Source organism: Spongiactinospora rosea, from assembly GCF_003315795.1.
GTDB lineage: Bacteria > Actinomycetota > Actinomycetes > Streptosporangiales > Streptosporangiaceae > Spongiactinospora > Spongiactinospora rosea.
Window position 1 is genome coordinate 59480 of record NZ_QMEY01000018.1, and the last position, 25538, is coordinate 85017.

22 protein-coding genes are annotated in these 25538 nt (G+C 70.5%); 9 read left to right on the top strand and 13 right to left on the bottom strand.

Translation table 11 applies throughout. The features are described 5' to 3' along the window. Positions 1–119: 119 nt before the first annotated feature. Together DP939_RS31430 and DP939_RS31435 are read right to left on the bottom strand one after the other, a co-directional pair. Positions 120–1493 (bottom strand): serine hydrolase, encoded by a 1374-nt coding sequence (locus DP939_RS31430; protein ID WP_113984463.1) that lies wholly within the window; start codon positions 1491–1493, stop codon positions 120–122. 5 nt (positions 1494–1498) lie between these two features. Continuing rightward, on the bottom strand, positions 1499–1747 hold the full coding sequence (locus DP939_RS31435; RefSeq protein WP_199565540.1) for a hypothetical protein: 249 nt from the start codon (positions 1745–1747) through the stop codon (positions 1499–1501). A 181-nt stretch (positions 1748–1928) separates the two neighbouring features. On the opposite strand from DP939_RS31435, the gene DP939_RS31440 reads away from it, so the two are divergent. The 5 genes from DP939_RS31440 (at position 1929) to DP939_RS31460 (ending at position 6365) form a co-directional block, all read left to right on the top strand. After that, positions 1929–2846, top strand: coding sequence for a GbsR/MarR family transcriptional regulator (locus DP939_RS31440; RefSeq protein ID WP_113984465.1), 918 nt, complete (start codon positions 1929–1931; stop codon positions 2844–2846). Between the two features lie 89 nt (positions 2847–2935). After that, positions 2936–3961: a D-2-hydroxyacid dehydrogenase gene (locus tag DP939_RS31445; RefSeq protein ID WP_199565541.1), complete on the top strand. Its 1026-nt coding sequence runs from the start codon at positions 2936–2938 to the stop codon at positions 3959–3961. Between the two features lie 3 nt (positions 3962–3964). Then, positions 3965–4867, top strand: a complete 903-nt coding sequence (locus tag DP939_RS31450) for a dihydrodipicolinate synthase family protein (protein ID WP_113984467.1) — start codon at positions 3965–3967, stop codon at positions 4865–4867. Then, complete coding sequence (locus DP939_RS31455; RefSeq protein ID WP_113984468.1) at positions 4868–5647, top strand: SDR family oxidoreductase; 780 nt, start codon at positions 4868–4870, stop codon at positions 5645–5647. A 79-nt stretch (positions 5648–5726) separates the two neighbouring features. Then, entirely contained in the window at positions 5727–6365 is a 639-nt protein-coding gene (locus DP939_RS31460) for a GntR family transcriptional regulator (RefSeq protein ID WP_113984469.1), read from the top strand. A gap of 29 nt (positions 6366–6394) precedes the next feature. Here DP939_RS31460 and DP939_RS31465 read toward each other — a convergent pair whose 3' ends face one another. Further along, positions 6395–8956 carry an NPP1 family protein gene (locus DP939_RS31465; RefSeq protein ID WP_113984470.1) on the bottom strand — a complete coding sequence of 854 codons (2562 nt, stop codon included), beginning with the start codon at positions 8954–8956 and terminating at the stop codon, positions 6395–6397. A 280-nt stretch (positions 8957–9236) separates the two neighbouring features. Between DP939_RS31465 and DP939_RS48155 the strand changes: the two genes are divergently transcribed. Further along, positions 9237–10067: a MarR family transcriptional regulator gene (locus DP939_RS48155; protein ID WP_225878616.1), complete on the top strand. Its 831-nt coding sequence runs from the start codon at positions 9237–9239 to the stop codon at positions 10065–10067. Here the strand turns inward: DP939_RS48155 and DP939_RS31475 are convergent. Both DP939_RS31475 and DP939_RS31480 read right to left on the bottom strand, forming a co-directional pair. Continuing rightward, entirely contained in the window at positions 10033–10263 is a 231-nt protein-coding gene (locus DP939_RS31475) for a hypothetical protein (RefSeq protein WP_113984471.1), read from the bottom strand. The two genes, DP939_RS48155 and DP939_RS31475, sit on opposite strands and share 35 nt — an antisense overlap. A 30-nt stretch (positions 10264–10293) precedes the next feature. Continuing rightward, positions 10294–12486 carry a hypothetical protein gene (locus DP939_RS31480; protein WP_113984472.1) on the bottom strand — a complete coding sequence of 731 codons (2193 nt, stop codon included), beginning with the start codon at positions 12484–12486 and terminating at the stop codon, positions 10294–10296. 413 nt (positions 12487–12899) lie between these two features. Between DP939_RS31480 and DP939_RS48900 the strand changes: the two genes are divergently transcribed. Beyond that, positions 12900–13034 (top strand): hypothetical protein, encoded by a 135-nt coding sequence (locus DP939_RS48900; RefSeq protein ID WP_263972358.1) that lies wholly within the window; start codon positions 12900–12902, stop codon positions 13032–13034. 3 nt (positions 13035–13037) lie between these two features. After that, a complete protein-coding gene (locus DP939_RS31485) occupies positions 13038–14165 on the top strand; it encodes a methyltransferase domain-containing protein (protein ID WP_225878617.1) in 1128 nt (375 codons plus the stop codon). Here the strand turns inward: DP939_RS31485 and DP939_RS31490 are convergent. After that, on the bottom strand, positions 14150–15685 hold the full coding sequence (locus tag DP939_RS31490) for a helix-turn-helix domain-containing protein (RefSeq protein WP_113984473.1): 1536 nt from the start codon (positions 15683–15685) through the stop codon (positions 14150–14152). The two genes, DP939_RS31485 and DP939_RS31490, sit on opposite strands and share 16 nt — an antisense overlap. Before the next feature lie 67 nt (positions 15686–15752). On the opposite strand from DP939_RS31490, the gene DP939_RS31495 reads away from it, so the two are divergent. Further along, positions 15753–16082 (top strand): hypothetical protein, encoded by a 330-nt coding sequence (locus tag DP939_RS31495; protein WP_147268211.1) that lies wholly within the window; start codon positions 15753–15755, stop codon positions 16080–16082. 941 nt (positions 16083–17023) lie between these two features. On the opposite strand, the gene DP939_RS31500 is transcribed toward DP939_RS31495, so the two are convergent. Genes DP939_RS31500 through DP939_RS31530 form a run of 7 tightly spaced genes read right to left on the bottom strand, consistent with a single transcriptional unit; the run spans position 17024 to position 25509 of the window. After that, complete coding sequence (locus DP939_RS31500) at positions 17024–17695, bottom strand: carboxymuconolactone decarboxylase family protein (protein WP_158578788.1); 672 nt, start codon at positions 17693–17695, stop codon at positions 17024–17026. A 29-nt stretch (positions 17696–17724) separates the two neighbouring features. Further along, entirely contained in the window at positions 17725–19191 is a 1467-nt protein-coding gene (locus tag DP939_RS31505; protein ID WP_113984476.1) for a flavin-containing monooxygenase, read from the bottom strand. Beyond that, the gene (locus DP939_RS31510; RefSeq protein ID WP_113984477.1) at positions 19188–20465 is read right to left on the bottom strand and encodes a M20/M25/M40 family metallo-hydrolase; all 1278 of its coding nucleotides are present in this window, start codon (positions 20463–20465) and stop codon (positions 19188–19190) included. Before DP939_RS31510 ends, DP939_RS31505 begins: the two co-directional genes overlap by 4 nt. Next, entirely contained in the window at positions 20465–21661 is a 1197-nt protein-coding gene (locus DP939_RS31515; RefSeq protein ID WP_113984478.1) for a M20 family metallopeptidase, read from the bottom strand. Before DP939_RS31515 ends, DP939_RS31510 begins: the two co-directional genes overlap by 1 nt. Then, positions 21661–22782 (bottom strand): GDSL-type esterase/lipase family protein, encoded by a 1122-nt coding sequence (locus DP939_RS31520; protein WP_113984479.1) that lies wholly within the window; start codon positions 22780–22782, stop codon positions 21661–21663. Before DP939_RS31520 ends, DP939_RS31515 begins: the two co-directional genes overlap by 1 nt. Then, complete coding sequence (locus DP939_RS31525) at positions 22775–23899, bottom strand: CaiB/BaiF CoA transferase family protein (RefSeq protein ID WP_113984480.1); 1125 nt, start codon at positions 23897–23899, stop codon at positions 22775–22777. Before DP939_RS31525 ends, DP939_RS31520 begins: the two co-directional genes overlap by 8 nt. After that, positions 23896–25509 (bottom strand): urocanate hydratase, encoded by a 1614-nt coding sequence (locus tag DP939_RS31530; protein ID WP_113984481.1) that lies wholly within the window; start codon positions 25507–25509, stop codon positions 23896–23898. Before DP939_RS31530 ends, DP939_RS31525 begins: the two co-directional genes overlap by 4 nt. Between the last annotated feature and the right edge of the window lie 29 nt (positions 25510–25538).

Genomic DNA, 25538 nt, shown 5'->3' on the forward strand with positions numbered 1-25538 from the left:
TCTGAGCCAGGCTTTCTGAGTGCCAGGAACCAGCCGGTCACCCGGATAGCCGACCTTATACGTGTGGCAGTTAACATCGGCCGTCCGCCGTGTTAACAGACGGATACGGCGGTCGTGGATCAGCCGGTCCTCGGGGTGACCCGGCAATTGGTGTGCAGGTAGCGTGCCGTTCCACCGTCCGTGAAGTCGTAGATCGCGACGGTCTGGGTGTCCTCCAGCGGATCATCGGAGGGCATCAGGAAGTGCGTTTCGCCGACCGGCAGCAGTTCGCGTGTGATCCTTTCGGGTTTGCCGAGGTACCGCGCCTCCATCGCGTTCATCGCGAACGTGAGATACAGCCGTCCGTCTTCCGCCGTCACCTCGTAGCGGATGCCGGGACGTTCATAGACGCCGACGTACGCGGAAAGGTCGCGCGCCCCGGCCGGATCGGGTTTCGGCAGGCCGGGGATGGTGACCGTGCCCAGTTCGGTAAGGATCTCGTTGAACACCTCGCGATAGAAGGGCTCGCGCGGGCCGCCGTTCGTGAGCATTGTCAGTGCGACGCCGGAATCGGGGAGAATGCGCAGCCGGGCGTTCTGGCCGACCGTACTGCCGTCGTGCGCGTAAACGGGAACGCCGTGCCAGTCGCACACGATCAGGCCAAGCCCCCATTCCGGCCCGAACATATACGGATCGGGTACCGGCACTCGCGACCGGGTCATTTCCGCGACGGCCGCCGGCGACACGATCCGGGTGCCGTCCGGGGCCTTTCCGCCGTTGAGGAGAACGTGCGCGAGCGCGAGCACGTCCCCGGCCGTGGAATTGACGTTGCCGCCCGGGCCGAAGGCGCGCGGAAGGTACGGCAGCGGTGTTTGAATCGGCCCCTCCGCGCGGGAGCGGACGATGTGCCCCGTGGCGGCCCGGCCCCGGTCCACCTGGCCGGGGCGGGTGCTCGTGCCGGTCAGCCCGAGCGGGCCGAACAGGCGGTCGCGCATGATGTCGTCCCACCGCGCGCCCTCGATGACCTCCATGATCCGGCCGAGGATCGCGTAGCCGAGGGCCGCGCTGTACCCGTGGGTGCGGCCGAGCGGGTGGACCTGCGGGGCGGCGGCGATGCCCGCGACCATGCGTTCCAGCACGTCGTCGCCCTCGCCGGGGTCGCCGAAGCTCTCCTCGATGCCGTTGGTGTGGTCGAGCAGGTGGCGCGGGGTGACCTTGGCGGTGGTCTCCGGGTCGGCGACCCGGAAGCCGGGCAGGTAGGCGCGGACCGGCGTGTCCAGGTGCACCTTGCCCTCGTCGGCCAGGGTCATGAAGGCGAGCGCGGTCCAGGTCTTGGTCATGGAGCCGAGCTGGTAGATCGTCTCGGTGGTGGCGGGCGCGCCGGTCCGGACGTCCTTGACGCCTTCGGCGACCACGGTGACCTCGCCGTCGCGCAGGACGCCGATCACGGCGCTCGGGATCCGGTACTCCGCCAGCAGCTCGGCGGTCCGCGCGCGTACGCGGGTCAGGTCCATGGGCGCTACTCCGGCAGGCCGACCGCGTTGGCGGCGTCGGCCTGGACGTAGTCGGTGTCGGCGAAGGGGCCGGCGTACTCCTCCATGAACGCCCGCACGCCCGCCACCGAGTCGTGGACGATGACGTTGACCGCCCGGGTGCCGTCGGTGCTCGCCACGGCCAGAGCCCACCGGGCCTGGCCCGGCAGCCTGCCGTACGCCTGCTTCAGCGCGTCCCAGAACCCGTCCTGGTCCGTGACCGTGGAAATCGCCATGACATGCATGCTCGTCGTCCCTTCCTGCTGTTTCAAAACAGGGAAAGGCTACGTTGCGTTTCCATATTCGTCAATAAACTACCATTGATAATTGCAATGGCTCTGCCGATTAATGCAATACTCCGTTGCAATGTGCTGCCCGTGAACGCCACACTGGGAGCCGGACGAACAGGAGGGTTCGATGCCCGGAGGCAGGCTGTCCCACGACGATCGCCGGTCCATCGCGGCCTGGCTGGCCGAGGGGGCCGGGTACGCCGAGATCGCCAGGCGGCTGGGCCGGCCGACGTCCACGGTCAGCCGGGAGGTCGCGCGCAACGGCGGCCCCGGCGGCTACACGGCCGACCGTGCCCAGCGGGCCACCGGCGCCCGCGCCCGCCGCCGCGGCCCCGCCCCGGCCAGGGAGACCCCGGCCGCCGGTCCGGTGCAGGAGTTCGTCGAAGGGTTCGCGGCCCTGCTCGCCGGGACCGGGCTGTCCCGGATGGCCGCACGGGTGTTCGCCTGCCTGCTCACCGCGGACGCCGCCGGACTGACCGCCACCGAACTCGTCCGCCGGCTACGGGTCAGCCCCGCGTCGGTGTCCAAGACCGTCGCCTACCTGGAGACCATGGAACTGGTCACCCGCGAGCCGGTGCCGGGCGGCCGCCGCGAACGGTACCTGATCGGCGAAGACGCCTGGACCCGCGCCTGGCGTACCGACACCCGCGTCCACGACGAGGTGGCGGCCGCCGCCCGGCGCGGCGCCGCGCTCATGGGGCCGGGCACCCCCGCGGCGGCCCGCCTGACCCAGATGAGCCGCTTCTTCGGCCAGGTCAGCGCGGCGATGGGCGGCAGCGCCATCAGCGACCACGCCACCGCCGACGCCCTCACCCTGATCGCCGCCCTGGCCCACACCGCCCGCCCCCTGACCCTGCCGGAGCTGTCCACCGCCCTGGACCTGCCGGTGGCCGGCCTCGCGGACGCCATCGAGGCCATCGAACGCCATCCGGTGATCGCCGACCCCTTCACCCTCCACCGCACCCCTACCGCCGCCTACGCCCTCACCCCGCTCCCCGACCGGCTGAGCGCCGCGCAACAGGCCGCGCTCGATGCACTGGCCTGAGAAAAGTCATGGCGGGGGCTGGAGCGAGACCGGGGAAGGGTGCTACTGTCCAGGCCCATCGTCGATTGTCGACAATCCAAGGATCTCCGTTGAGTCTCAAGGTCCTCATCGCCTCGCCCCTGGAAACCGAGCACGTCAAGGCCATCGCCGCCACCGACCCCCGGGTGGAGGTGCTGTACGAACCGGACCTGCTGCCCACCCCCCGCTACACCGCCGACCACGGCGGCGTCCGGCCCGACCTCGCCGAGCCGGAGTCGCGGCGCTGGCGCGACCTGCTCGCCCAGGCCGACGTCAGCTTCGACTTCGACTGGTGGGAACCGGCCCGGATGCCCGCCAACTGCCCCGGGCTGCGCTGGGTGCAGGCCACCAGCGCGGGCATCGGCCAGTTCGTCGAGCGGCACGGCCTCGCCGGTTCCGGCCTGGTGTTCACCACGGCGGCGGGCACGCACGCGGGGCCGCTGGCCGAGTTCGCCCTGATGGGCGTGCTGCACTTCGTCAAGGGCATCCCTGACCTGCGGCGCTGGCAGGCGCGGCGGCACTGGGAGCGCTACACGACCCGCTCGCTGGCCGGGAGCCGGGTGGTGGTGGTCGGGCTCGGCGGGATCGGCCGCCGGGTGGCCGAGGTGTTCGCCGCCCTCTCCGCACGGGTGGTGGGGGTCGGCCGGCCGGGCCGCGAGTACGACGTGCCGGGCCTCACCGAGGTCCGGCCGTTCACCGAGATCCGCGAGGCGCTGACCGGCGCGGACGCGCTCGTACTGGCCTGCCCGCTGACCGACGAGACGCACGGCCTGATCGGGCCCGCCGAACTGGCCGCGCTCGCGCCCGGCGCGGTCGTGGTGAACATCGCCAGGGGACCGGTCATCGACGAGCCCGCCCTGGCGGACGCGCTGTCGTCCGGCCGGCTCGGCGGGGCGTGCCTGGACGTCTTCGCCGAGGAGCCGCTGCCCGCCCGCTCGCCGCTGTGGGCGATGGACAACGTGATCGTCTCCCCGCACTCGGCCTCCACCGTGGACGCCGAGAACGCCCTGCTGACCGAGCTGTTCACCGACAACCTGCGCAGGTGGCTGGACGGCCGCCCGCTGCGCAACGTCTTCGACAGGGAAAAGGGGTACTGAGGAATGACGGCATTCCACGGCACGTGGTACATCGTCCCGACGCCGTTCGACGAGGACGGGTCGCTGGACACCGCGAGCCTGGCCCGCACGGTGGAACTGGCCGCCGCCTGGGGCGCCGACGGCGTCACCATCCTGGGCGTGATGGGCGAGGTCACCAGCCTGACCGACGACGAGCGCGAACGCGTGCTCGCCACCGTGTCCAAGGCGGCCGGCGGGCGGCTGCCGTTCGCGGCCGGGTGCTCGGCCGCCGCCACGACGCTCGTCGCCGAGCGAATCCGCCGGGCCGCCGCCCACGGGGCCGCCGGGGTCATGGTCGCCGCGCCGCCGCTCGCCGCCGACGTGGACGGCCTCGCCCCGTTCTTCGCCCGGGCCTGCGCGGGCAGCCCGGTACCGGTCATCGTGCAGGACGAGCCGAACGCCACCGGCGTCAAGATCCCGGTGTCGGCGCTGCTGGCCATGCTGGAGGCGGCCGGTTCTGACGTGGTCAAGCTGGAGGACCCGCCCACCCCGCCCAAGATCACCAAGCTGCTGGCGGCGGCCCCGGAGCTGACGGTGTTCGGCGGGCTCGGCGGCGTGTCCGCCTACAGCGAGCTGACCAGGGGCGCGGCCGGGACGATGACCGGGTTCGCCTTCCCGGAGATCCTCCGGGCGGTACGTCAGGCCGTCGAGGCGGGCGACCGGGCCCGCGCCGCCCGCGTCTTCGACCGCTACCTGCCCTACATCGCCTTCGAGGGCCAGCCCGGCATCGGGCTCGCCGTGCGCAAGGAGGTGCTGCGCAGGCGCGGCGCGCTGGCCACCGCGCGCACCCGGGGCGCGGCGCTGGACGCGGTGACCGTCGCCGAGCTGGACGACGTGCTGGCCCGCGTCGGCCTCACGCCCGGTCCCGACCAGTTGGAGGTCGGGTAGATGGACCTCGGGCTGAAGGGCCGCCGGGCGCTGGTCGGCGGCGCGACCTCCGGCCTCGGCCGGGCCATCGCGCACGCGCTGGCCGCCGAGGGCGCGGAGCTGCTGCTGTGGTCCAGGGACGAGGAACGGCTGGCCGGGACGGCCGCCGAGATCGCTCAGGCCACAGGGGTCAGGCCGCGGGTCGTGGCCGCCGACGCCACCGATCCGGGCGCGGCCGACCGAGTGGCGGCGGCGGCCGGTGACGTGGACGTCCTGGTGCTGAACGCGGGCGGCCCGCCCGCCGTCCCGCCCGGCGCGACCAGCCCGGACGCCTGGCGATCGGCCTTCCAGATGCTGTCCGTGACACCGATCGAGCTGGCCACGCGGCTGCTGCCGGGCATGCGCGAACGCGGCTTCGGCCGGATCGTCGCGGTGCTGTCGTCGGGCGTGCGGGAGCCGATCCCGGCGCTGGCGTACTCCAACGCCGGCCGTTCCGCGCTCGCCGCCTGGCTCAAGACGGTCTCCCACGAGGTCGCCGCCGACGGCGTCACCGTCAACGGCGTACTGCCCGGCCGGATCGCCACTCCGAGGGTCGCCGCCCTGGACGAGGGCGCGGCGGCCAGGGAGGGCGTCCCGGCCGCCGAGGTGAGCGCGCGCAGTCAGGCGACCATCCCGGCCGGCCGGTACGGCAGGCCCGAGGAGTTCGCGGCGGTGGTCGCGTTCCTCGCCTCCACGGCGGCCTCGTACGTCACCGGCTCGACCGTCGCCTGCGACGGCGGAATGCTGCGGAGCCTGCAATGAGCCTTTCGGCCGGCCGGTCCGTGGACGCGCTCATCGGAGCCCGGATGAGAGGAGCCCGGATGAGAGGAGCAAGGCCGCGGTGATCGAGCACCTGTCCCTCCCCGACACGGTACGGCTCGCGCTGCGCCGGAAGATCCTCAACAACGAGCTGCCCGCGGGCACCCGCCTGGTCGAGGCGGGCATCGCCGACGACTACGGCGTCAGCCGCGCCACCGTCCGCCAGGCCCTGCGCGACCTCCAGAACGAGGGCCTGGTGGACATCAGCCCGCGCCGCTACACGATGGTGACCCGGATGTCACCCGAGGACATCCACGACATCTGCTACGCCCGTTGCGTCCTCGAAACCGCGGCGGCCCGCGACGCCCTGGCCCGCCTGCCCGACGGCTTCTTCGCCCGCCTCGAACGCATCATCGAGGAGATGGCCGCCGCCGCCGAGGCCGGCGACATACTCGAACTCGTCGACATCGACACCCGCTTCCACCACGAGATCGTCCGCGCCTCCGGCCGCCGCCGCCTCGGCGACCTGTGGAGCACCATGAACGGCCATATGTACGCCCTGATGCGCTCCTCCCTGGACCGCCGGCACCTCGCCATGCCCGAGGCCGTCGCCCGCCACCGCCACGTCATCGACGCCCTGGCCGGCGGCGACCTCAAACTCATCGAAACGGTCATCCACGACCACTACCTGCAGCCGGTCCTCCCCGAAGAGCCCTCCTGAGCCGCGTCGGCGACACGACACGGAATTTGTTAGGGGTGGAAGGTGTCGAAGTAGTTCGGCGGCAGTTTGTTGAGCCAGGCGTGGGTGACGCCGGTCCAGCCGATGCGCAGGAAGTCGGCCTTGCCGTCTCCGTCGATATCGGCGAACTGGACGTCCTTGGGGGGAACCTCGGCGTCACCGGCGATTCTTCCGATGTCGCGCAGCTTTCCGCCCGCGCCCTTGGCCCCTTCGTTGATCCAGGCCCGCGCGCCGCCATTGGCGGTGATCAGGATGCGGTCGGCGCGCTTGTCGCCGTTGATGTCGGCGTACCTGATCTCCCGGGGGAGCTTCAGGGCGCGGCTGATGTTCTGCGGAGGCGTCCAGTCCAGCCACTTGCGGCCGTCCTTGTTCTGGAAGTCCCGGTTGTACCAGGCGGTCGTGGTGCCGTCCGGCTGGATCAGCAGGTAGTCGTCCCGCCCGCCCCCGGTGACGTCGGCGAACCGGATCTTCGTGGCGGGGTCGGTCTTCAGCCGGTCGCCCGTGGAGCCCTCCGAGAATACGCTGGCGATGCCGTCGTACTTCTTCATGCACATGCGCGAACCGGCCGGATTCTCGCCCTTCCAGGTGCGGACGAATATGCGTCCGGTGAGATCGACGATCATGCAGTCCGGAAAGCCGTCGCCATCGACGTCACCGAATCGCAACTGATTGCCGACCGCGCCGGGGTCGGGCTTGATGGAATGCTTGCCTTCGACGAAGGGCACCCATTTCCTTCCGGAAGGGCCGCTGTTCCACCAGAACCGGACGTTCTGGTCCTTGTCCACCGTCACGAATTCGGCTTTGCTGTCCTTGTTTATGTCGACCATCATGAAACGGGTCGAAGAGGGGTACTGCACGTCCTGGATGACGCCCCGGTCGTCCCAGCCGGACCCCAGTTTGTTCGGGTTGGTCTCGCCGACTTCTTCGGCCCCCGATCCAAGGTCCTCCATCCCACAGGGATGGGAATCCGCGTTCGGCGCCTGGGCGTTCGGCGGAAGGATCCACTTCCTGTCGTTCGCCTCGCGGGCCGCCTTCACGAACGCGTCCGCGATCTTCCGGTAGCCCTCGTCGGTGGCATGGATGCCATCGTCAGAACCGACATCGTCCCGGTCCATGCCGGTCGTGTCGGCGTAGACCACGTGCAGGCCATTATTCGCGAGCCGCTTCACCAGGTCGGAGATCTGGGCCGTGAACGCCTCCCCCCGTGCGTTCCGCGCGGCATCGTGGAAGGGCTGCATCCCCGCGACCAGGACGGTGACTCCCGGGGCATCGGCCATGACCTGCTTGATCAGGCTCTCCAGCCGGCCGATCGCACCGTCCATCCGGTCATAGATGACGTCGTTCCCGCCGGCGAGGAGGGTGATGAGGTTGGGCTGGTAGGTCCGGACGGGACAGCTCGCCTTATCGGCGATCTCGCTGATCACACGGCCCCCCCAGCCTTCCATCTCCCGATCCGCCATCGTGCCCACCCGGCGGGAACCCACCCAGTCCACCCGGGGCGTGGAGGCATCGGAGCCCGGGTTCGGCACACCGGCGTTGCGATCGGCGATCTCTCCGAATCCCCGGTCGGCATCGGCCCGGAAACCGTTCCCGTGCGTGCTGCCCTCGCCGACCACGCTGGAGGACCCGAGCCCCATCACGCGGATCTCGCGCGCGGGCGGCGGCAGGTTCGGGTCCGACATGCCCGCCGGCAGGCGGTGTTCGGCGGGGTTGAAGTCGAACGGCAGATCCTTGTGGGCCTCTTCGACGTTCTTCCGGAAGGTGTCGTCCTGGTCTTTGAGTCCGAAGGTGGCCTTGCCCCAGTTGTGTCGGGTGAGGGTGTCCCGCACTCTGGTCGAGGGGTAGCCCTCCCAGCTCACCAGGTCTGGGAGGTGCCATCTGCGGTAGTGGTTCTGTAGCGGATGCTGTGAATCGGCGAAGCGGAACCCGTGCGTCAAGCCCCCGTCCTTGTGGTAGACGATCTTCGGGTGGGTGCCGTCGTGGAACTCGACCTCGGTGGCCTTCTTGATGTCGTAGTCGCCGTGGAGGGAGGTGGCGACGTACTCGGGCCTGTCGTCCTTGGTCCAGACGATGATGTGCTCCCAGTCGTGCGTGTGCCCGCAGACGTCGCAGCCGGGTTGTGTGGTCTGGTCCTTCTGGAAGTACAGGTCGTACATGTGCGCGCACCACCCGTTGGTGTTGCACCGGGAACGCGCGTACATGTTGCTGTTGTCCAGATCGGACGCGTCGCGGCAGGCGCCGTTCAGCGCCCCGCCGAGGGGCAGGCCCGGGGTCACGGTTCCGTCGGGGCCGATGGCCACGGACGCGTAACAGCCGTCCTCGTCATAGTCCATGGCGGGCTGAAATCTGAGGTTCGCAGCGCTGGCGTTCTCTTTGATCTCCGGCGGCGGCGGCTCGGCCCAGGCGGGCGATGCCGCGCCGGTGATCCCCAGGGCGGCGATCAAGGTCACCGCCAGGGCGGAGGCGGTGAGTCGCCGCCCCCTGAGGCGCGGACGGGCGAGGGCCGTGCGGATCGGTGTCGCCGTACGTGGCCTGGGTAACGCCCGCCCGGCGCGTGCTCTCAGGATTCTCACTGATCGGTGTCCCGTCTGAAGTCGCGCTCAACCGGCGAGGCGGCGTTCTTGACGCCGTCGGTCATCGATTTCGCCGGTGCTGGCCCACCCTCCGGCCTCGATCCGGGGCAACGGCGGGTGCCCGCGCGCATCCCCGGCGACGCCGAAGGATCATGGGCCAGCGTCTCGTAACCACTGACCGATCCACAATCCGTTTGCTGCTCATTTTCTGGTCATTCGCCAGGTAGGGCCGGTGTTAAGATCGCATGCGTGTTGCATATATGCTTATCGCATGGATGTGATGGAACGTACGGAAGCGGCGATCGGGCGATGGCATGAGGCCGTCGAGACGGGTGATCCTGATGCGGCGCGGGCGGCCGTGACCGATCAGGTGATGGTCGACGGGCCGAAGGGGGCGGGGGTGATCACGGCGGAGGAGTTCGCCGAGTGGATCACGCGGTCGGGGATCCGGCTGCGGGCTCGGTCCTGGCATCCGGTCGGTGACCGGGTGATGGTCGTCGAGCAGGACGCCCGCTGGCCGGGCGACCAGGCGTGGAGCCAGGTCGCCACGATCTTCCGCGTCACCGGCGACCGGGTCTCCGCCGCGCTCCGGTTTCCCGATCTTCGAGCCGCGCTGGACTTCGCGTCCACTCACCCCGAACTCGCCGAGGCCGAGACCGAGGCCGAGGGCGCGGGGCAGGCGCTGTTCCGGTTCGTCCGGCACTGGTCACGGCGCGCGCACGGGCCGGACGACGGCGAGCGGGGCCGCGAGGTACTGGTGACCGAGGCCGTCTGCGCCCTTCAGGAGCGCGGTGAGGTGACCGTCAACGACGTGGCCGCCGAGCTCGGCATCGACCAGTCAGGCGCGTCCCGCATGCTCGCCCACGCCACCGGACGCGGCCTGCTCGCCATGATCCCGTCCGAGACCGACGCGCGCCGGCGTGCCGTCACCCTGACGGACGCGGGCCGCGACTTCCTGACCGCGGCCCACCAGTGGCAGGACGAGATCTTCGCCGCCCTCACCGACGGCTGGACCTCCGCCGAGCGCACCGGCTTCCAGCACGCCATGACCCGCCTCATCGCCGCTTCCGCCACCCTCACCCACGGCCCCGCCGGGCCAGGGTCGCGGTAGCGATCCCGCCGAGCATCGCGCCCGCGCCCGCCACGATGAGCAGGGCGGGTTTGCCCAGCGTGTCCAGAGCGAACGCGATTCGCATCTCGCCTAACGGAATACCCTCCCAGATCTGGGAATCGAAGAGCAGGACGAACAGCCCCCAGGCGATCAGGGCCGTGCCCGCGGCCACGAAGGCAAGCGTGATCTTGTACATGCCCGCATCGTAGGGGCTCTCGGGGGTGGGTCAGGGGCGGCGGCCCGGCTTGCGGTAGGTGACGACCTTGTCACTCTTCCCCGGGAAGGCCATGACGAGCAGACGCTGGCCGGCCCCCTGCTCGCCCTCCCACGGGAACCACGCGTAGTGCACGCGTATCCGGTACGGCCCCTGGTAGCCGTCGAGCGCGAGGTCCGGAAGCCCCCCCTCGCCGCCCGCAATCTGATCCGCGAGCACGATGGAGCCCCCGGCCTTCCGGTAGCCGACCTCGACGACATGGTCCCAGCCCTTGGTCTCGACCGGCGGGCGGCGGGCGTAGGTCTCCACGGTGACGCACACGTCGGTGTCGGAGTCGGTCAGTATCAGCACGTGGCCGGGCCGGGCGGCGACCAGGCCGTTGTCCTGGGCCTTGTCCAGGAGGCTCATGTCGGCGGGGTCGTAGTCGTCCTCTGGCGTGCCGTACGCCTCCATGACCCCGTAGTCCGTCCGCTGCGGCTCCGTGACCCGGGTCGCCTTCGCGGGCTTGATGAGCGGGCGGTGGCGCGGAGTCGCGTCGCACATGCGCTGGGCGTCCGCCTCCCACTCCGCGAACTCCTTGTTCCGGGCGTCCTCCGCCGCCTTGACGACCGCGGCGGCGCGGGGGCAGATCGGGGCCAGCGGGTACGTCAGGGCGTCGCGTTGCAGACCCTGCCAGGCGCGCAGGCGGGCGACCTCCTGAGGGTCGTTGCGCGTGTAGATGCCGCACAGTTGCCGGCCGTGCGCGAGCAGCGCCCGGTCGGGGGCGGTGGCGACGTACTTGAACGCGGGGTCCTTACGGGTCCTGCACACGAACCGCTGCGCGGTGGTCAGCTTGGGCTCTTCGTACTGGAAGGTCACCTGGTCCTGGCGCGGCTCGCAGTCCGCCGCCGTGGTGACCGGGCCGCGGGAGTGAGCGGCGGTGGGGAGGAAGGTGACGAGTACGGCCGAGGCGAGCGCGGCCAGGAGTACGTGGTGGCGCGGGCGTTCGGCCGGGGCCGGGGCGTACAGCAGGAACAGGATGAACGCGGAGGCCGCGAGGGCGGCGCTGAACCAGAGCGGCGAGATGCCGCCGGTCAGCACGATCTGCTGGTCCCTGACGAACAGGCTCTCCGGGTACCACGCCAGTGCGCCGGGGATGGGGTCCCAACTGTCCGGCTTGTTGGTGAGTACGCCGATCACGCCCACCGTGGCGGTGAGGACGAGGACCAGCACCGTCCCCCGGAGCAGGCGCCGCGTGCGGAGCAGGACCGCCGCCAGGATCAGCAGCGCGGGGACGCCGACGCCGACGAGCACGTCCAGGGCGAACCACGCCCTGACCGCGGCGACGCCGCCGTCCTCGCGGATGAAACGCTCGATCTCGCCCCGGGGTCCGTGCCAGAACGGCATCCCGCGGGCGAGGTTGACGGCGGCGGGCACCATCGGCAGTACGACGGCCAGCGCGAACCACGGCCACCACCGGGCCGTGGCCCGGACGCGCCGCGGCGGGGCGGCCGGAAGCGGGCTCGCGAGATCGTGGGCCGAACGGGCCTGCCAGATCATCCCGAAGACGTTGAGGGCCCCGAACAGCGACCAGACCAGCAGCTCAACGGGCACCTGGTCGTACCCGTACGCGACTATGAACGCCGAAGGGTGCAGGAGGCCCATCACCACGCTGAGCACCCCGAACCCCACCGTGCCCCTGCTCCAGCGAGGGTCCCTGACCTGCGCCACCAGGATCGGGAGCATCCAGGCCAGCCAGAACAGGTCATACCATCGCGTCACGAAGAGGAGCCCTTCCGGGGACCCTAGGCCGTACACTACAGAGTCGGTGATCCCGGCCAGCCCGCTCAGCGTCCCCCCGACGAGCACGGCGAGCCGCAGCCACCTCGACGAGCGCAACACCAGGAAGAACAGCACGACGGTGCCCAGATGCCAGACGGAACTGAGCGCACTTTGCCACCACGTCCACGGGAACACGGTGTACTCGACGAAGGACCAGGCGACGTTCAGATAAATCGCCCAGCGCAGCAACATCACCCACCGGTCACGAGGCGGCGAATCCCCGCGTACCGGGCCACGCAGCACCTGCCAGTAGGCCCACGCCTGCACCGCCACGACCGGGGCCAGCACCAGGACGACCCACCATCTGCCGGTGAGCCCTTCCATCGCCGACTCGCGCACGACGGCCCACCACACGAAGTCGACCTTGCCGGTGACGAGCGTCACAACACCCAAGGTGACCGCAACTACCACATAACCCGCCACGATGAACGCGGCAATCGTGCCGAAACGATAACGGCGCACGGCGTACTCCCCAAAGTTGGAGCGCCAACTGTAGCGACCCGTCGAAAAACCGATCAACCGATTCCGGAAATCTCCTGATACGGGTACGCCTTGCGATAGAAGCGCATATATTAGCCGCCTTTGTATGCCCGGGTGATTGTCGGTGCGCTTCGCTCGCTCCCTCGGGCACCTGCAACCCCGCGAAGCCCGGCAACGCCGACGGCAAGGACAGCGGGGCAGGTCCGCCATGACGTCGTTTCCCAGAGGCGCAGGGATCTTACGCGAAAGTCATTGTCGGCCCGGCGTGGTAGCCGTATTGTCACGCTGAGCATCCGGCCTCGGACGGGGAGGGAAAAATGAGCGCCACATATGGCGACCACGAGGGCAAGCCGGCAGAGACCAAGCCTCTGCCCAAGCCCAAACCCAACCCTGCGAAGAAGGACACGCTCCCCAACCCCGGGAAGCACGAAAAGCCCGGCGAGAAGAAGTAACGGATGGACATCGACATCGCGGGGCGAATCGAGAGCATGATCGACGCGATCATCGCCCGGCCCGCCGCCCGCACGCATGCCGCATTGCACGCCGTGCCACGGCACTTGTTCATCCCCCCGGTCGGTATCGCCGACGCATCGGGCGGCGGCGAGGTCGTCATCGACCGCGACGCCGACCCGGACACATGGTGGGACGCCGTCTACCGAAACGTGCCCATCGTCACCCAGCTCGACGACGGCACCACCGATCTCCGGTCCGGGACGTCCGGTCTCTACAGCTCGTCCAACTCCGCACCCGGCACCGTCACCGATTTCCTCGACCTCCTCGATCCGTGCCCCGGGCACCGGGTGCTGGAGATCGGCACGGGCACCGGCTGGACCGCCGCTCTGCTGTCCCACCTCGTCGGCGCGCACAACGTGACCTCGATCGAGGTGGACGCCGCGCTCGCCGAGCAGGCCGCGAAAAACCTCGGCGAGGCCGGGGTGCACCCGCACCTGATCACCGGTGACGGCGCGGGCGGCTCTCCTGAGAGGGCGCCGTTCGACCGCGTACACGTCACCTGCGGAATTCACGCCGTGCCGTACGCCTGGGTGGAACAGACCCGCCCGGGGGGCGTGATCGTCCTGCCGTACGATCCCGGGTTCGTCGCCGGGCACGCACTGCGGCTCACCGCCCGGCCGGACGGCACCGCATCGGGCACATTCGACGGCGGCGCCGAGTACATGATGATGCGGTCCCAGCGCATCATCGCGAACGCAGAAGATGGCACCAGCCGCGAGACGCGGACGCGCATCGACCCCCGCACGATCACACAGGCGTCCCCGGGGGCCGCGCTGGCGATCTCCGCGATCACCGGGCTTCATATCAGCAGCCACCAGGAGACCAGCCGACTCCTGACATGGGTGACGGACCCCGCTGACCCCGCATGCTGGTCACTGGTCATCTACGTTCCCGACGCCGGTGATTACGAGGTCCACCAAGTGGGGGACCGGCCGCTGTGGGAGGAAGTCGTTGATGCCTACTTCCGGTGGCTGGACTGGGGTGAGCCCGGCCGGTATCGATTCGGGATGACCGTCACCCCGGACGGGCAGCGGGTGTGGCTGGACACGCCCGATCACACGCTCGGCTGATGATCATGCGGGAGGAGGGCGCGGAACTCGCGTACCGCTCCCTGGTTCTTTTGATCGATCGGCACGGCCCGCAGTACGCGGCGGCCGGTCTCGGTGATCATCACGTTCCGGTATGAGCCCGGCAAGGAGGCGAACGCCTCCGATGCCTCCCTGGCACCTTCATCTACTCCGCCATTCACCACGGTGCACAGTGCGGCATGGAGAGCCAGGTTGACCGGAACGTGGTACCCCACTGAACCACCAGGTTGGGCCAGGACACGCTGCCGCATCTCCTCCGCCCGCGCGAAGTCGCCGATGCAGGAATACACCTGGGCGCACATGTAGTTCAATGGGTGCTCTGCGGTATCCCAGATGCCCTCAACCGTAGGAACACCGCGCTCGGACATGTCCAGCAGTCGATGCACGGCTGTGCGGGCTTCTTCCTTGCGGCCGAGCAGAGCCAGCGTGATCGACTGGACACCGGTGAGCAGCGCCAGCCCCGCGGATGGCGTTGGGGCATCGCCAGCGCGCTTTAGAGCATTGTCGATCACCCGCAGGTTCGTCGCCGGGTCACGCAGACCGAACAGGCTGAAATTGGCCTCGTTACCGGCGATCTGTAGCCACAGCCCCATGTCGCCACTGACTTCGGCCGCGCCGCGAGCCGTCCGGTACCAGCGCAACGCCGATCCGACCTCACCGAGCCGGGTGAGGACGCCGGCGTGGTAGGCCGACAGGGTGGCCGTCACACGCTGAAGTTCCATCACCTCGGCGGCGGGTGCGGTCGTCATCTGCTGCTGGATGGCCACGAGGTCTGTGAGCAGATCATCGTGTACCTGGACGGCGGGACGTGTGCGGATCGCGTGTAGATGATCCGTGCAGGCGATGTGCCAGTCCTCCAGGGCGCGTGGGGGCTGGAGGGTCATGTCGAGTAGTTCACGGGTGGCTTCGGCGCGCGTGCCGGGCGTGGCGGCGAGGCCGAGCCCGGTGGCGGCCAAGAGCAGCAGACGGCGGCGCTCCATTTCTTCTTCCTCACTGAGGGGCTTTTCTCCCACACTACGCAATCGGTCACCTTTGGCGATAGAGGTGTACAACTCCACAAGCCGGCCATCCGCGCCGAACTTCCGGTCGAGTACGGCCACGGATTCGATGGGCGGTATATGCACCCCTCGCTCCCATTTGCCCAGCCCTGAAAACTCTGTGACCCCTTGAGCCGCCTCACGTAACGTCAGTTTCGCCGCGTTGCGGTACGCGCGCAATGTAGCACCGAAGTGCTCCCACTCTGGGCCTGGGGCCTTTGTCATGGTCGTTCCCTGCTCGTGACCTGGCCGTTCCTGTGGAGTCGTGGAGAGCTCGGCTCTCCACGCGAAAGGGCTGGTTCGCGTCCATCGCCACAGCCAATATTGCACTGTCCGATCCAGTCGGGCCAGGAAATGCGGGAACCCGTCGAGCGACCGGGCAGTGGCTCGACGGGTCCCCTTGGCCGCAAAGGAGGTGCGACCTAGTGCATGAGAATAGGGCGCAGGCGAAGATCGCGAGCGCATTCGCCGGATTCGACGCGAAAGTCGCTAATAGTGTGCCGCATCGCGAGCGTGGCTGATGGACCCGTTCATGCCCCCCTACCAGCCGCGCACGCCGTCCGAGATCATCGCGACCGCCAACCGGCTCGTTGCGGCGGTCACCGCGTTGGGGCTGCGCGGCGTCGCGCTCAACGAGGATCACGGCAGGGCGCTGGTGTCGGTGTGCCACGGCTTGGTCGCCGTTGTGGACAAGGACGGGATCTGGTGGCACAGCCCGCGCAGGCTCCGGCCGGGTATCCCGCTGTACGTCCACCGCTGCACCGTGCAGCGGGCCGCTGAGGACCTGGTGAGCGACCATGCGCTGCTGAACCCTGGCCCACGGACCCCCGTGGAGGTGCGGCATGCCGCAGCTCCTCTTTGACGCTCCCAACCGCTCCGCCACTGCTCATCCAGTCGGGCGCGAGCGGTATGACCCGGCAGCATGGTCGCGCCGGGAGGCCCATGCCGGATGCCCCCGGAACCCTCGGTGCAGGCTGGGGACGGGTACGGCCGGTCCCGTTCGTATCGATTACGGCTGCGACCACGGCAGGACCGTCATCACCGCGCGGCATGACCATGACCGTGGCGGACGTGCGGTGATCACGTTATGAGCAGGCGCGGCAGTGCGGTGCGGTCGCTGCCGCGCCGTACGCCGGGGACCGCAGGACTCCCCGGGCGGGCGGGCCGGAGCCGGTAGCACCGGCCCGCCCGTACCTCCTCCATATGCGCGCGGCGGCTGGAACCTTCCCTCCGGCTCTCAACGCCGCGTCGTGCACCGGCCGTCTCCGGTCCAGCCGGTGCCCACTCCGGGCGGGCCCGGGAAACCCCAGGCCCGCCCGGCTCACCGGCATTACTCCCAAGGCGCGGCGAACCCACACCACCCCGCCGCGCGGGCACGGGGAACGCGGAGCCCCCTGCCCCAGGGTGTGGGCGGGCCGGATCAAGGGTCGCCCGGCCTGCCCACACCCGCCACCGGCTGAGGTGGGTCCACTGGACCCTTTCCAACCGGTCGCTTGGGCCAGGTCAGGGGACGCCTCCACCGAACTCGGCCCGGGCATGGTAGTCCGGCAGGACGCCTGGTCATGCGGGCACGGAATCCCACTCACCACCTCTGACCAGGGAGCTTGAGGTTGAAAAAGGTTCACTGTTCGGCATTGGCGCTAGTTGTTGGGCTGCGTGGGGAGTGGCGGCTTCTTTGGCCGGTGTGATTTGGGGTTGAGGTTCTTGGGGAGCAGGAAATGCCCGGTGGGTTACATGGGGGACGTGTGTTCGGTGGCGGTAGCGGTCGGGCGGAGCCCGACTTAAGGAAGGACTGTCCGAGCGTTAGCGAGGGCCTTTTGGCTCGTTGGGGGTGGGGGGGTTGTTTTGGAGGGTTTGGAGGATGGGGAGGGCCAGGTCGAGGGTGCGGATGCCGATGAGGCCGGCTACTTCGAGGACGGCCATGATCTCGGTGGGGGTGGCGCCGTGGTCCAGGGCGTTGTCGATGTGGACGCGGAGGCCGTCGGCGTACATGTGGGTGGCCGAGGCGTCGATGGCGATGTAGATGAACTCCTTGACCTTCGCCGGCAGAGGGCCCGTCTCCCAGGGGATGGCGGAGTAGCGGGTGTAGGCGGCGAAGTAGGCCGGGTCGAGGGTGAGGAGGTCGTCCCAGCCCGCGTCCCAGTAGCCGCGGCGGCGGGTGAAGTCGGCCTTCAGCTCGTCGATGCGGGGGTCGTCGGCGGCCGGGTACCGGCCGCGGCGGCGCAGGGACTCGGCGAGCAGAGGGACGCCCGTGGTGAGGGCGTGGACGCCGAGGACCGAGGTGAGCTGGAGGGTTTCCACGATCTCGGCGGGGGTGGCGCCGTGGGCGAGGGCGGCGCCGGTGTGTTCCCGTACGCCGGGCGCGTGCAGGTGGGTGACCGACGCGCTCACGGCCAGTGCGACCAGGTGCCGGATCTTGGGCTCCAGCGCCGGTACGGCGGCCAGCGCCTCGTACGCCGCCTCGAACTCGTCCATCGACTCGGCCCCACTCGGCTCGGCCCCACTCATCGGGAGCCCCGCTCGGTGAAGCCGAAGTACGGCAATACCTTGCTCAGCAGGTAGTACTCACCGTGCGGCTTCGGCCACTGTGTCACGTTCCGTCCAGACTTGGAGTGGTAGTAGTTCGTGCAGTTGGCCTCCATGGCCGACGCGTTCTTGTGGAGCTGAGCGTCCACCCACCGGACCCAGCGGTCCAGCGCGGCCGGTTTGGTGTCCACCGCGCGCACCCGCCGTCGCCGCATCCGGGCGACCGTCCGAGCCGCGACCTCGGCCTGGCGTTCCAGGTTGGCGATGACCGAGAAACCGCCGTTCGTGTTCGGCCCGTAAAGCATGAAAAAGTTGGGGAAATCCGGCACGGTGATGCCCAAGAAGGCCGCAGCGTCCCCGTCCCACCGATCGTGGATGCTGACGCCCCCCACCCCCCGCACCTCCAGCGACGCCAGGAAGTTGGTCGCCTGGAACCCGGTCGCCATCACCAGAACGTCGATCTCGCGCTCGACGCCCGTCTCGTCCACGATGCCGTTCGGCGTCACCTTGGTCACCGCGTGCGGCACCAGCTCCACATTGTCCCGATTGAGCGCCGGATAGAAGTCCGTCGCCAGCACCGACCGCTTGCACCCCCACGGATAGTCCGGCGTCAGGTGCTTCCGCACCTCCGGGTCCGCGATGGTCTTCTCGATGTACGCCCGGCACGCCAAAAGGTTCCGCCGCTGCCGTTCCCCGCCCAGGTCGTACCCCTTGAACCCCTGCCTGAACTGGTAGAAGTGATACAGCCGCCACGCCTTCTGCAGCAGCGGAAAGCGCCGGTAGAGCGCCCGTTCGCGCGGCGTGAAGTCGCGTTCGCCCTTGGGCAGGACCCAGCCGGGCTGCCGCTGGAAGACGTACAACTGAGAGACCGACGACGCGATGGCCGGGACGACCTGGGTGGCCGTCGAGCCGGTGCCGACCACCGCGACCCGCTTGCCGGTCAGGTCGTGCTCGTGCTCCCACCGCGCCGTGTGAAAAGCAGCCCCTTCGAACGACGAAAGCCCTGGCCAGTCCGGATAGCGCGGGTAGTTCAGCAGCCCCAGGCAACTGATCACCACCTCGAACCGCTCCCGCGACCCGTCCCCCAGCGCCACCTCGTACGACCCGGCCTCCTCGTCCCAGGTCGCCGACTCCACCCGCGTGCCGAACCGGCAGTGGCGGCGCAGCTTGAACTTGTCCAGCGCGTGCTGGGCGTACGCCTGCAGTTCCTCCTGCCGGGCGTGCGTCCGCGACCAGTCGTACGTCAGAAACGAGAACGAGTACGCGTGCGACGGGATGTCCACCTCGCAGCCGGGGTACCGGTTGTCCCACCAGGTGCCGCCGGGCCCGTCCGACTGCTCGAAGATGACGAAGTCGTATATGCCCCGCCGCTTCAGATTGACCGCCGCCGCGATCCCGCCCAGCCCGCAGCCGACGATCGCGACCCTTGGCCCACGCACGCTCATAGGGACATCAACCTCTCCATCACTCTCACGCCGAACCGCAGCGCCTCGACCGGCACCCGTTCATCGACCCCGTGGAACATGGCCGGGTAGTCGTAACCGGCGGGCAGCAGCATCGGCGTGAAGCCGTACGTCCGCATGCCGAGGCGGGTGAACCACTTGTTGTCGGTGCCGCCGCTGAACACGTACGGCGCGGCGCGGCTCCCGGGCAGCACGTCCCGCAGCGCCGCCGCCAGCCGGTCGAACCACTCGCCGGTGTGCTCGGAGACCACCGGGTCGGTACGCCGCAGCAGCCGCACCCGCGCCGTCGGCCCGGCGCACTCGTGGACCTGCCGGTCCAGTTCGTCCTCCTGGCCGGGCAGGTACCGGCAGTCGATCCTGGCCCACGCCTCGCCGGGGATGACGTTCTCCTTGTCGCCCGCGCCGAGCCGGGTGACGTTGACGGTGGTGCTCATCCCGGCCGCCAGCATCCGGCCGAACGGCCCGGTCTCCTCGGTGAGCACCCGAAGCACCTCGCCGGGGTCGCTCACCTCCCGCCCGGCCAGTGCGGAGGCGAGCAGCCGCATCGGCTCGGGCACCGCCACCGGTCGCGCCCCGAGGTCGGCGAGCCGCAGTACCGCACGAGCCAGCGCCGGGATGGGGTTGTCCAGCGCGGCCATGCTGCCGTGCCCGGCGATGCCGGGCTGGTCGATCTCGTACCAGCGCAGGCCCTTGTCGCCCACCGAGATCGCGAACGTGGGCGGGCCGTCCGGCGGGGTGGCCACGTTGAAGCCGCCCACCTCGCCGACGCAGGCCGCGCAGCCCTCGAACAGCTCCGGATGTTCGTTGACCAGGTAACCGGCACCCAGCGTGCCGCCGGTCTCCTCGTCGGCGACGAAGGCGAGCACGATGTCCCGGCGCGGGCGGACGCCCGCCGCGGCCATCCGGCCGACCGCGGCCAGGGTCATCGCGACCGCGTTCTTCATGTCCACCGCGCCGCGGCCCCACACCTGCCCGTCGCGGATCTCCCCGGCGCGCGGGTGCACCGACCAGGCGGCCGGGTCGGCGGGCACGGTGTCCAGGTGACCCTGGACCAGCAGGGCGGGCAGGCCGGGTTCGGTCCCGGCGAACCGGGCCACCACGTTGGTACGCCGCGGCTCGGCCTCGAAAAGCGCGGGCGAAAGCCCCGCGGAGGCCAGCAGCCCGGCGACGTACTCGGCCGCGTCCCGCTCGTCCGCGCCCGGGTTGGTCGTGTCGAATCTGATCAGATCCGCACAGATCTCCTCGACCGGCTTCATCAAGTGTCCAGGCCGAGTGTCAGCGCGGCCACCGCGTACGTCTTGACGGCCGTCAGGTAGTCCTCGATCGGCACCGACTCGTCGTCCCAGTAGCAGTCCATCGACCCGGGGCCGTACGTCACCGCCTTGATCCCCGACTCCCAGAAGATCGGCGTGTCCGGCCACGCGGGGTGGCTGTCGAACGAGGCCGGCCCGCCGGAGACCCGCTCGTGCGCGGCGGCCACGTCCGTGAGCAGCCGCTCGCCCTCGGGGATGCGCAGTGAGCTGCGCGGATTGCGCAGGCAGGTGGCCTCAAGGGCGACCTCGACGGGGAACTCCGCGAGCTCGTCCAGCGCCCGCGCGACCGCCCCCCGTATGTCACGCAGCACGTCGTCCTGGGTCTGGTCCGGCGGGAAGCGCACGTCGAAGGTGATCCGGCAGTGCTCGGGCACCAGGTTGTGCGCCACGCCCCCGGAGATCTGGGCCACGTTGCAGATCTTGCGGTCCGGCAGTTCCCGCCCGGCCGCGTCGGTGATCGGCATCGCCAGCACCTCGCGGACCACCTCGGCGGCGCGGGCGACGGCGTTGACGCCGATGTCCAGCGCGGTGGTGTGCGCGGCCCGGCCGCGTACGTCCACGTTGACGTACGCGATGCCACGCTGGCCGGTGAGCACCCGCAGGTCGCTGGGCTCGCAGTTGATCGCGTAAGTGCCGCGCAGGCCGTCGCGGATGGCCTGCCGGGTGCCCTCGCCGCCCTCGAAGTGGTTCGGTACGGCGAGCACGACCACGTCACGCGGCGGGCGGGCCCCGATCGAGGCGAGCACCCAGGCGGCCATGGTCATCGCCGCCGTCCCGGCCTTCATGTCCGCGACGCCCACGCCGTACACGAGCCCGCCGGAGACATCGCCGCCGAACGGGTCGCGCGTCCAGGACCGCGACGGCGGGTACACCTCCATGTGGCCGTTGAAGATCAGCGCGTCGTCGGGGTCGCCGCCGGACTTGAGCCTGGCCAGCAGGTTCGGCATGCCGTCGGTCCCCGAGTGCGGCAGGTCCACCGCCAGGCCCACCGCGCGCAGCGGCCCGGCCAGGTGCTCGGCCGCCGCGGTCAGCGCCGGGCCGTCCCCCCACACGCTGGGGATGCGCAGCAGGTCGCGCAGGAACTCGACGATCTGCTCCCGCCGCGCGTCCACGGCCTCGATCGCCCGCTCAACCGTCATCACCCCTCCTTCCAGGGCCCGCTGGGCCCGAAGACACGTTCGTGGAAGCGTTCGCCGATGGTCAGGTAGCCGTCGGCGTCCGGGTGCAGCCCGTCGTAGAGGCCGGCCGCGTCGGCGGGGCCGAGCAGCGCGGTCCCGTCCAGGTACGAAAGGCGCGGATCCGCCCGTACCGTGACGACCTCCTCGATCAGTTCGCGCATCGCGCGCAGCGTCAGGCTCGCCCCGGGCACGGAGTCGCCCTGCGCGACGTACGTCCCCCGCTCGTCCTGCGCGGTGGGCCCGGCCCGGTCCTCGGCGGTCGGGCAGATGATCGGCGACACCACCAGCAGCGGCGTGTCCGGGTGCCCTTCGCGCACGGTGTCCAGGAAGCCGTGCAGCGCGGGCCCGAACGTCCGGATCTTCATCGTGTCCAGGTTCAGTACGTTGATCCCGACCTTCAGGCTGATCAGGTCGGCGGGTTCGTCCCGGATCGTCCGAGCCACGAAGGGATCGAGCTGGCAGCAACCGGAAAAGGCCAGGCAGAGCAGGTCCAGCCCGGCCTTCCTGGCCACCTGCGCGGGCCACGTCCGGGTCGGCCCGTACGCCTCCGCGCAGTGGCTGATCGAGCTGCCGTAGTGGATCCACCGGCGTCCGGGCAGCACACCAGGGGCCGCGTCACCGTCCACGCGCAGCGCGCGCAGCTCGACCACCGACGCCTGCGGCAGCCACAGCTCGATGTCCTTCCAGTCCCGGCCGAGGCCGTCGAACCGGATGGTCTCGGGCGTCCCCTCGATCCTCTCGACCACCGCCCCGGCGGCGACCGAGCACAGGTCGCCGCGCCCGGCGGGCGCGGAGATCACCTGGTTCCCGTCCACCACCAGGTCGAAGGCGACCGGCGGGGCCGGGAAGTACGCGTTGCGGAAGCGGGTCACATGGGCGTCCAGCTCGATCGCGTCCGCGTCGGTGCGGAACACCAGCCGCACCCCGGCCGGGCGCGGGGCGACCATCCGCATGTACGGGTCGGTCATCTGGACCTCGGTCCACGCGGGCAGCCGCTTGGGGACCAAACCCGTCGCGGTCCTGTCCAGGCGCAGCGCCCCGGCGACGGTCACCGGGCCGCCTTCCAGCGGAAGCTCAGCCATCGATCCAGCCCTCGATCAGGTGGTCGTGCTCGCCCAGCGCGGGCGCGGGCCGGAACTCGGTCACCGTGCCGGTCGTGCGGACGCCCCCGGCCAGGGTGCGAAAGCCGTCCGGCTCGGTGACGATCAGGTCGCGGCCCTCGGTCAGGGCCAGCGCCTCGCGTACGTCGAGCACCGGCCCGCACGGGATCCCGGCCTCGGACAGCGCCCGCTGGACCTCCTCGGCGTCCATCCCGGCCAGCGCGGCCTCCACGTCGCCGCGCAGCCGCTGCCGGTTGTGGCCGCGTTCGGCGTCGCTGCCGTACCCGGGCGCGGTGAGCCATTCGGGATGGCCGAGCACCGTGGCCAGCCGCTCGAACAGCGAGTCGCTGGCCACGCCGATCGCCACCGCCCGGCCGTCCCCGGCGGTGAACACCCCGTACGGCGCGCTCACCGCGTGGTGCGCGCCGGTCGGCGTGATCTCCTCGTCGGTGTGCAGGGCCCGCATGGCGCTGGACTCGAAGACCGACAGCAGCCCCTCGAACATCGACACGTCGATGTGCTGGCCGCGCCCGGTGCGCTCGCGCTCGCGCAGCGCGGCCAGTACGCCGACCGCCGCGTACAGCGCCGGGACGATGTCCCCGATGCTGATCCCCACCCGCACGCCCGGCCCGCCGTCCGGGCCGGTCACCGACATCAGGCCGGACATGGCCTGCACGATCAGGTCGTACGCGGGACGGCTCGCCAGCGGCCCGGTCTGCCCGAAGCCGCTCACGCTCACCGCGATCAGCCCGGGATTCATCCGCAGCAGCTCATCGACGGGGAAGCCGAGCCGGGCCAGGACGCCGGGCCGGAAGTTCTCCACCAGCACGTCGGAGCGGCGGATCAGCCCTTCCAGCCTGCGGCGGCCCTCCTCGGTCTTCAGGTCCAGGGTGACGCCGTACTTGTTGCGGTTGATCAGCCGGAAGTACGTGCTGTCGCCGCTCTCGGTGAACGGGCCGAAGTGCCTGCTGTCGTCGCCGCCCGGCGGCTCGACCTTGATCACCTCGGCCCCGAGGTCGGCCAGGATCCGCGCGCACAGCGGGCCGGACAGGACCCGGCTCAGGTCCAGTACCCGGACCCCCTCCAGGGCGAGGCTCATCCGAACCACCGCAGCCCGCTCTGCCGCACGGCGTCGGCCGCCGTGTCGTAGCCCGCGTCGGCGTAGCGCATGATGCCGATGCCGGTGTCGCCGGTGAGCACCGCTTCCAGCCGGCCGGTGGAGGCGGGCGCGCCGTCCGCGATGGCGGTGACCCCGGCGCTCTGCATGTAGCCGGCGTACCCGCCGCCGCCCGCGTGGATGGCCACCAGGTCGGCCCCGGAACCGGCGTTGAGCAGGGCGTTCAGCAGCGGCCAGTCGGAGATCGCATCCGAGCCGTCCGGCATGTTCTCGGTCTCGCGCAGCGGCTGGGACACCCCGCCCGCGTCCAGGTGGTCGCGGGTGAAGGCCACCGGGCCGCGCAGGTCGCCCCGCTTCACCGCCTCGTTGACCAGTACGGCCAGCCGGGCGCGCTCGCCGTGCGCCAGCCAGCCGATCCGGGCGGGCAGCCCGGGGGCCTCGGGCTGGCGGACGTACTTCCTGGCCAGCGGCACCCAGCGCCCGGCGAGCGGGTTGTCGGGGAACTCGCGCGTGACGATGTCGTCCACCACGTCGATGTCGGCGGGGTCGCCGGAGGCGGCCACCCAGCGGAACGGCCCGAGCCCCCGGCAGAACAGCGGCCGGATGTAGCGCTCCATGAAGATCGGGATGCGGAACGCGTCCACGCCCATGGACGCGGCCTGGGCCCTGATGTTGTTGCCGTACTCGAAGACGACCGCGCCCGCGTCCTGCCAGTCGAGCATGCACCGGACGTGCTCGGCGGCCGAGTCCAGCGCCCGGCGTACCAGCTCGTCAGGGTCGCTCGCGCGCAGTTCGGCGGCCTCGGCGGGGGTCATCCCGGCGGGCACGTAGTAGCGCATGTCGTGCGCGGGCGTCTGGTCGGTCACCACGTCGGGCACCAGGCCGCGGGCCCGCATCGCGGGCAGCGCCTCGGCGGCGTTGCCGAGCAGGCCGATGGAGGCCGGGGCCTTGGCCGCCAGCCGTTCATCGGCCCAGGCCAGCGCCTCGTCCAGGGATTCGGTCGCGCGTTCCAGGTAGCCGCTCTCGATCCGCCGGGCGATCCGGCCGGGGTCGGCCTCGACGCAGATTGCGACGCCCCCGGCCATGTACGCGGCGAGCGGCTGCGCGCCGCCCATCCCGCCGAGCCCGGCGGTCACCACCAGCCGCCCGGCCAGGCTCCCGGCGAAGTGCTCGTCGGCGACGGCCGAGAGGGTCTGGTACGTGCCCTGCAGGATGCCCTGCGAGCCGATGTACTGCCAGTCGCCCGCCGTGTAGCCGCCCCACATGATCAGGCCGCGCTGCTCCAGCTCGTAGAAGTGCTCGGCGGTGGCCCAGCGGCCGATCAGGTTGCTGGTCGCCATCAGCACCAGGGGGGCCGACGGGCCGCTGGGGAAGATCCCGATCGGCTTGCCGGACTGGATGACGAGGGTCTGGTCCTCGTCGAGTTCCTGGAGTGCGCGGATGGTGGTGGCCAGGGCGGCGTGGTCCCTGGCGGCCTTGGCCAGCCCCGCGTAGATGATCAGGTCGTCGGGGCGCTCGGCGTGGTGGAGGGTGTTCTCCAGCATCCGCAGCAGCGTCTCCTGGCGCGGCCCCCGGCAGCGTACGGCCCTCATGACCGCCACCCCCGGCCCGTGCTCAGTCG

Coding starts and splice junctions, on each gene's coding strand:
- DP939_RS31430 (WP_113984463.1), bottom strand. CDS start 1,493: ATGGACCTGACCCGCGTACGCGCGCGGACCGCCGAGCTGCTGGCGGAG.
- DP939_RS31435 (WP_199565540.1), bottom strand. CDS start 1,747: ATGGCGATTTCCACGGTCACGGACCAGGACGGGTTCTGGGACGCGCTG.
- DP939_RS31440 (WP_113984465.1), top strand. CDS start 1,929: ATGCCCGGAGGCAGGCTGTCCCACGACGATCGCCGGTCCATCGCGGCC.
- DP939_RS31450 (WP_113984467.1), top strand. CDS start 3,965: ATGACGGCATTCCACGGCACGTGGTACATCGTCCCGACGCCGTTCGAC.
- DP939_RS31455 (WP_113984468.1), top strand. CDS start 4,868: ATGGACCTCGGGCTGAAGGGCCGCCGGGCGCTGGTCGGCGGCGCGACC.
- DP939_RS48155 (WP_225878616.1), top strand. CDS start 9,237: ATGGAACGTACGGAAGCGGCGATCGGGCGATGGCATGAGGCCGTCGAG.
- DP939_RS31475 (WP_113984471.1), bottom strand. CDS start 10,263: ATGTACAAGATCACGCTTGCCTTCGTGGCCGCGGGCACGGCCCTGATC.
- DP939_RS48900 (WP_263972358.1), top strand. CDS start 12,900: ATGAGCGCCACATATGGCGACCACGAGGGCAAGCCGGCAGAGACCAAG.
- DP939_RS31485 (WP_225878617.1), top strand. CDS start 13,038: ATGGACATCGACATCGCGGGGCGAATCGAGAGCATGATCGACGCGATC.
- DP939_RS31490 (WP_113984473.1), bottom strand. CDS start 15,685: ATGCGCTCGCGATCTTCGCCTGCGCCCTATTCTCATGCACTAGGTCGC.
- DP939_RS31495 (WP_147268211.1), top strand. CDS start 15,753: ATGCCCCCCTACCAGCCGCGCACGCCGTCCGAGATCATCGCGACCGCC.
- DP939_RS31500 (WP_158578788.1), bottom strand. CDS start 17,695: ATGGACGAGTTCGAGGCGGCGTACGAGGCGCTGGCCGCCGTACCGGCG.
- DP939_RS31505 (WP_113984476.1), bottom strand. CDS start 19,191: ATGAGCGTGCGTGGGCCAAGGGTCGCGATCGTCGGCTGCGGGCTGGGC.
- DP939_RS31510 (WP_113984477.1), bottom strand. CDS start 20,465: ATGAAGCCGGTCGAGGAGATCTGTGCGGATCTGATCAGATTCGACACG.
- DP939_RS31515 (WP_113984478.1), bottom strand. CDS start 21,661: ATGACGGTTGAGCGGGCGATCGAGGCCGTGGACGCGCGGCGGGAGCAG.
- DP939_RS31520 (WP_113984479.1), bottom strand. CDS start 22,782: ATGGCTGAGCTTCCGCTGGAAGGCGGCCCGGTGACCGTCGCCGGGGCG.
- DP939_RS31525 (WP_113984480.1), bottom strand. CDS start 23,899: ATGAGCCTCGCCCTGGAGGGGGTCCGGGTACTGGACCTGAGCCGGGTC.
- DP939_RS31530 (WP_113984481.1), bottom strand. CDS start 25,509: ATGAGGGCCGTACGCTGCCGGGGGCCGCGCCAGGAGACGCTGCTGCGG.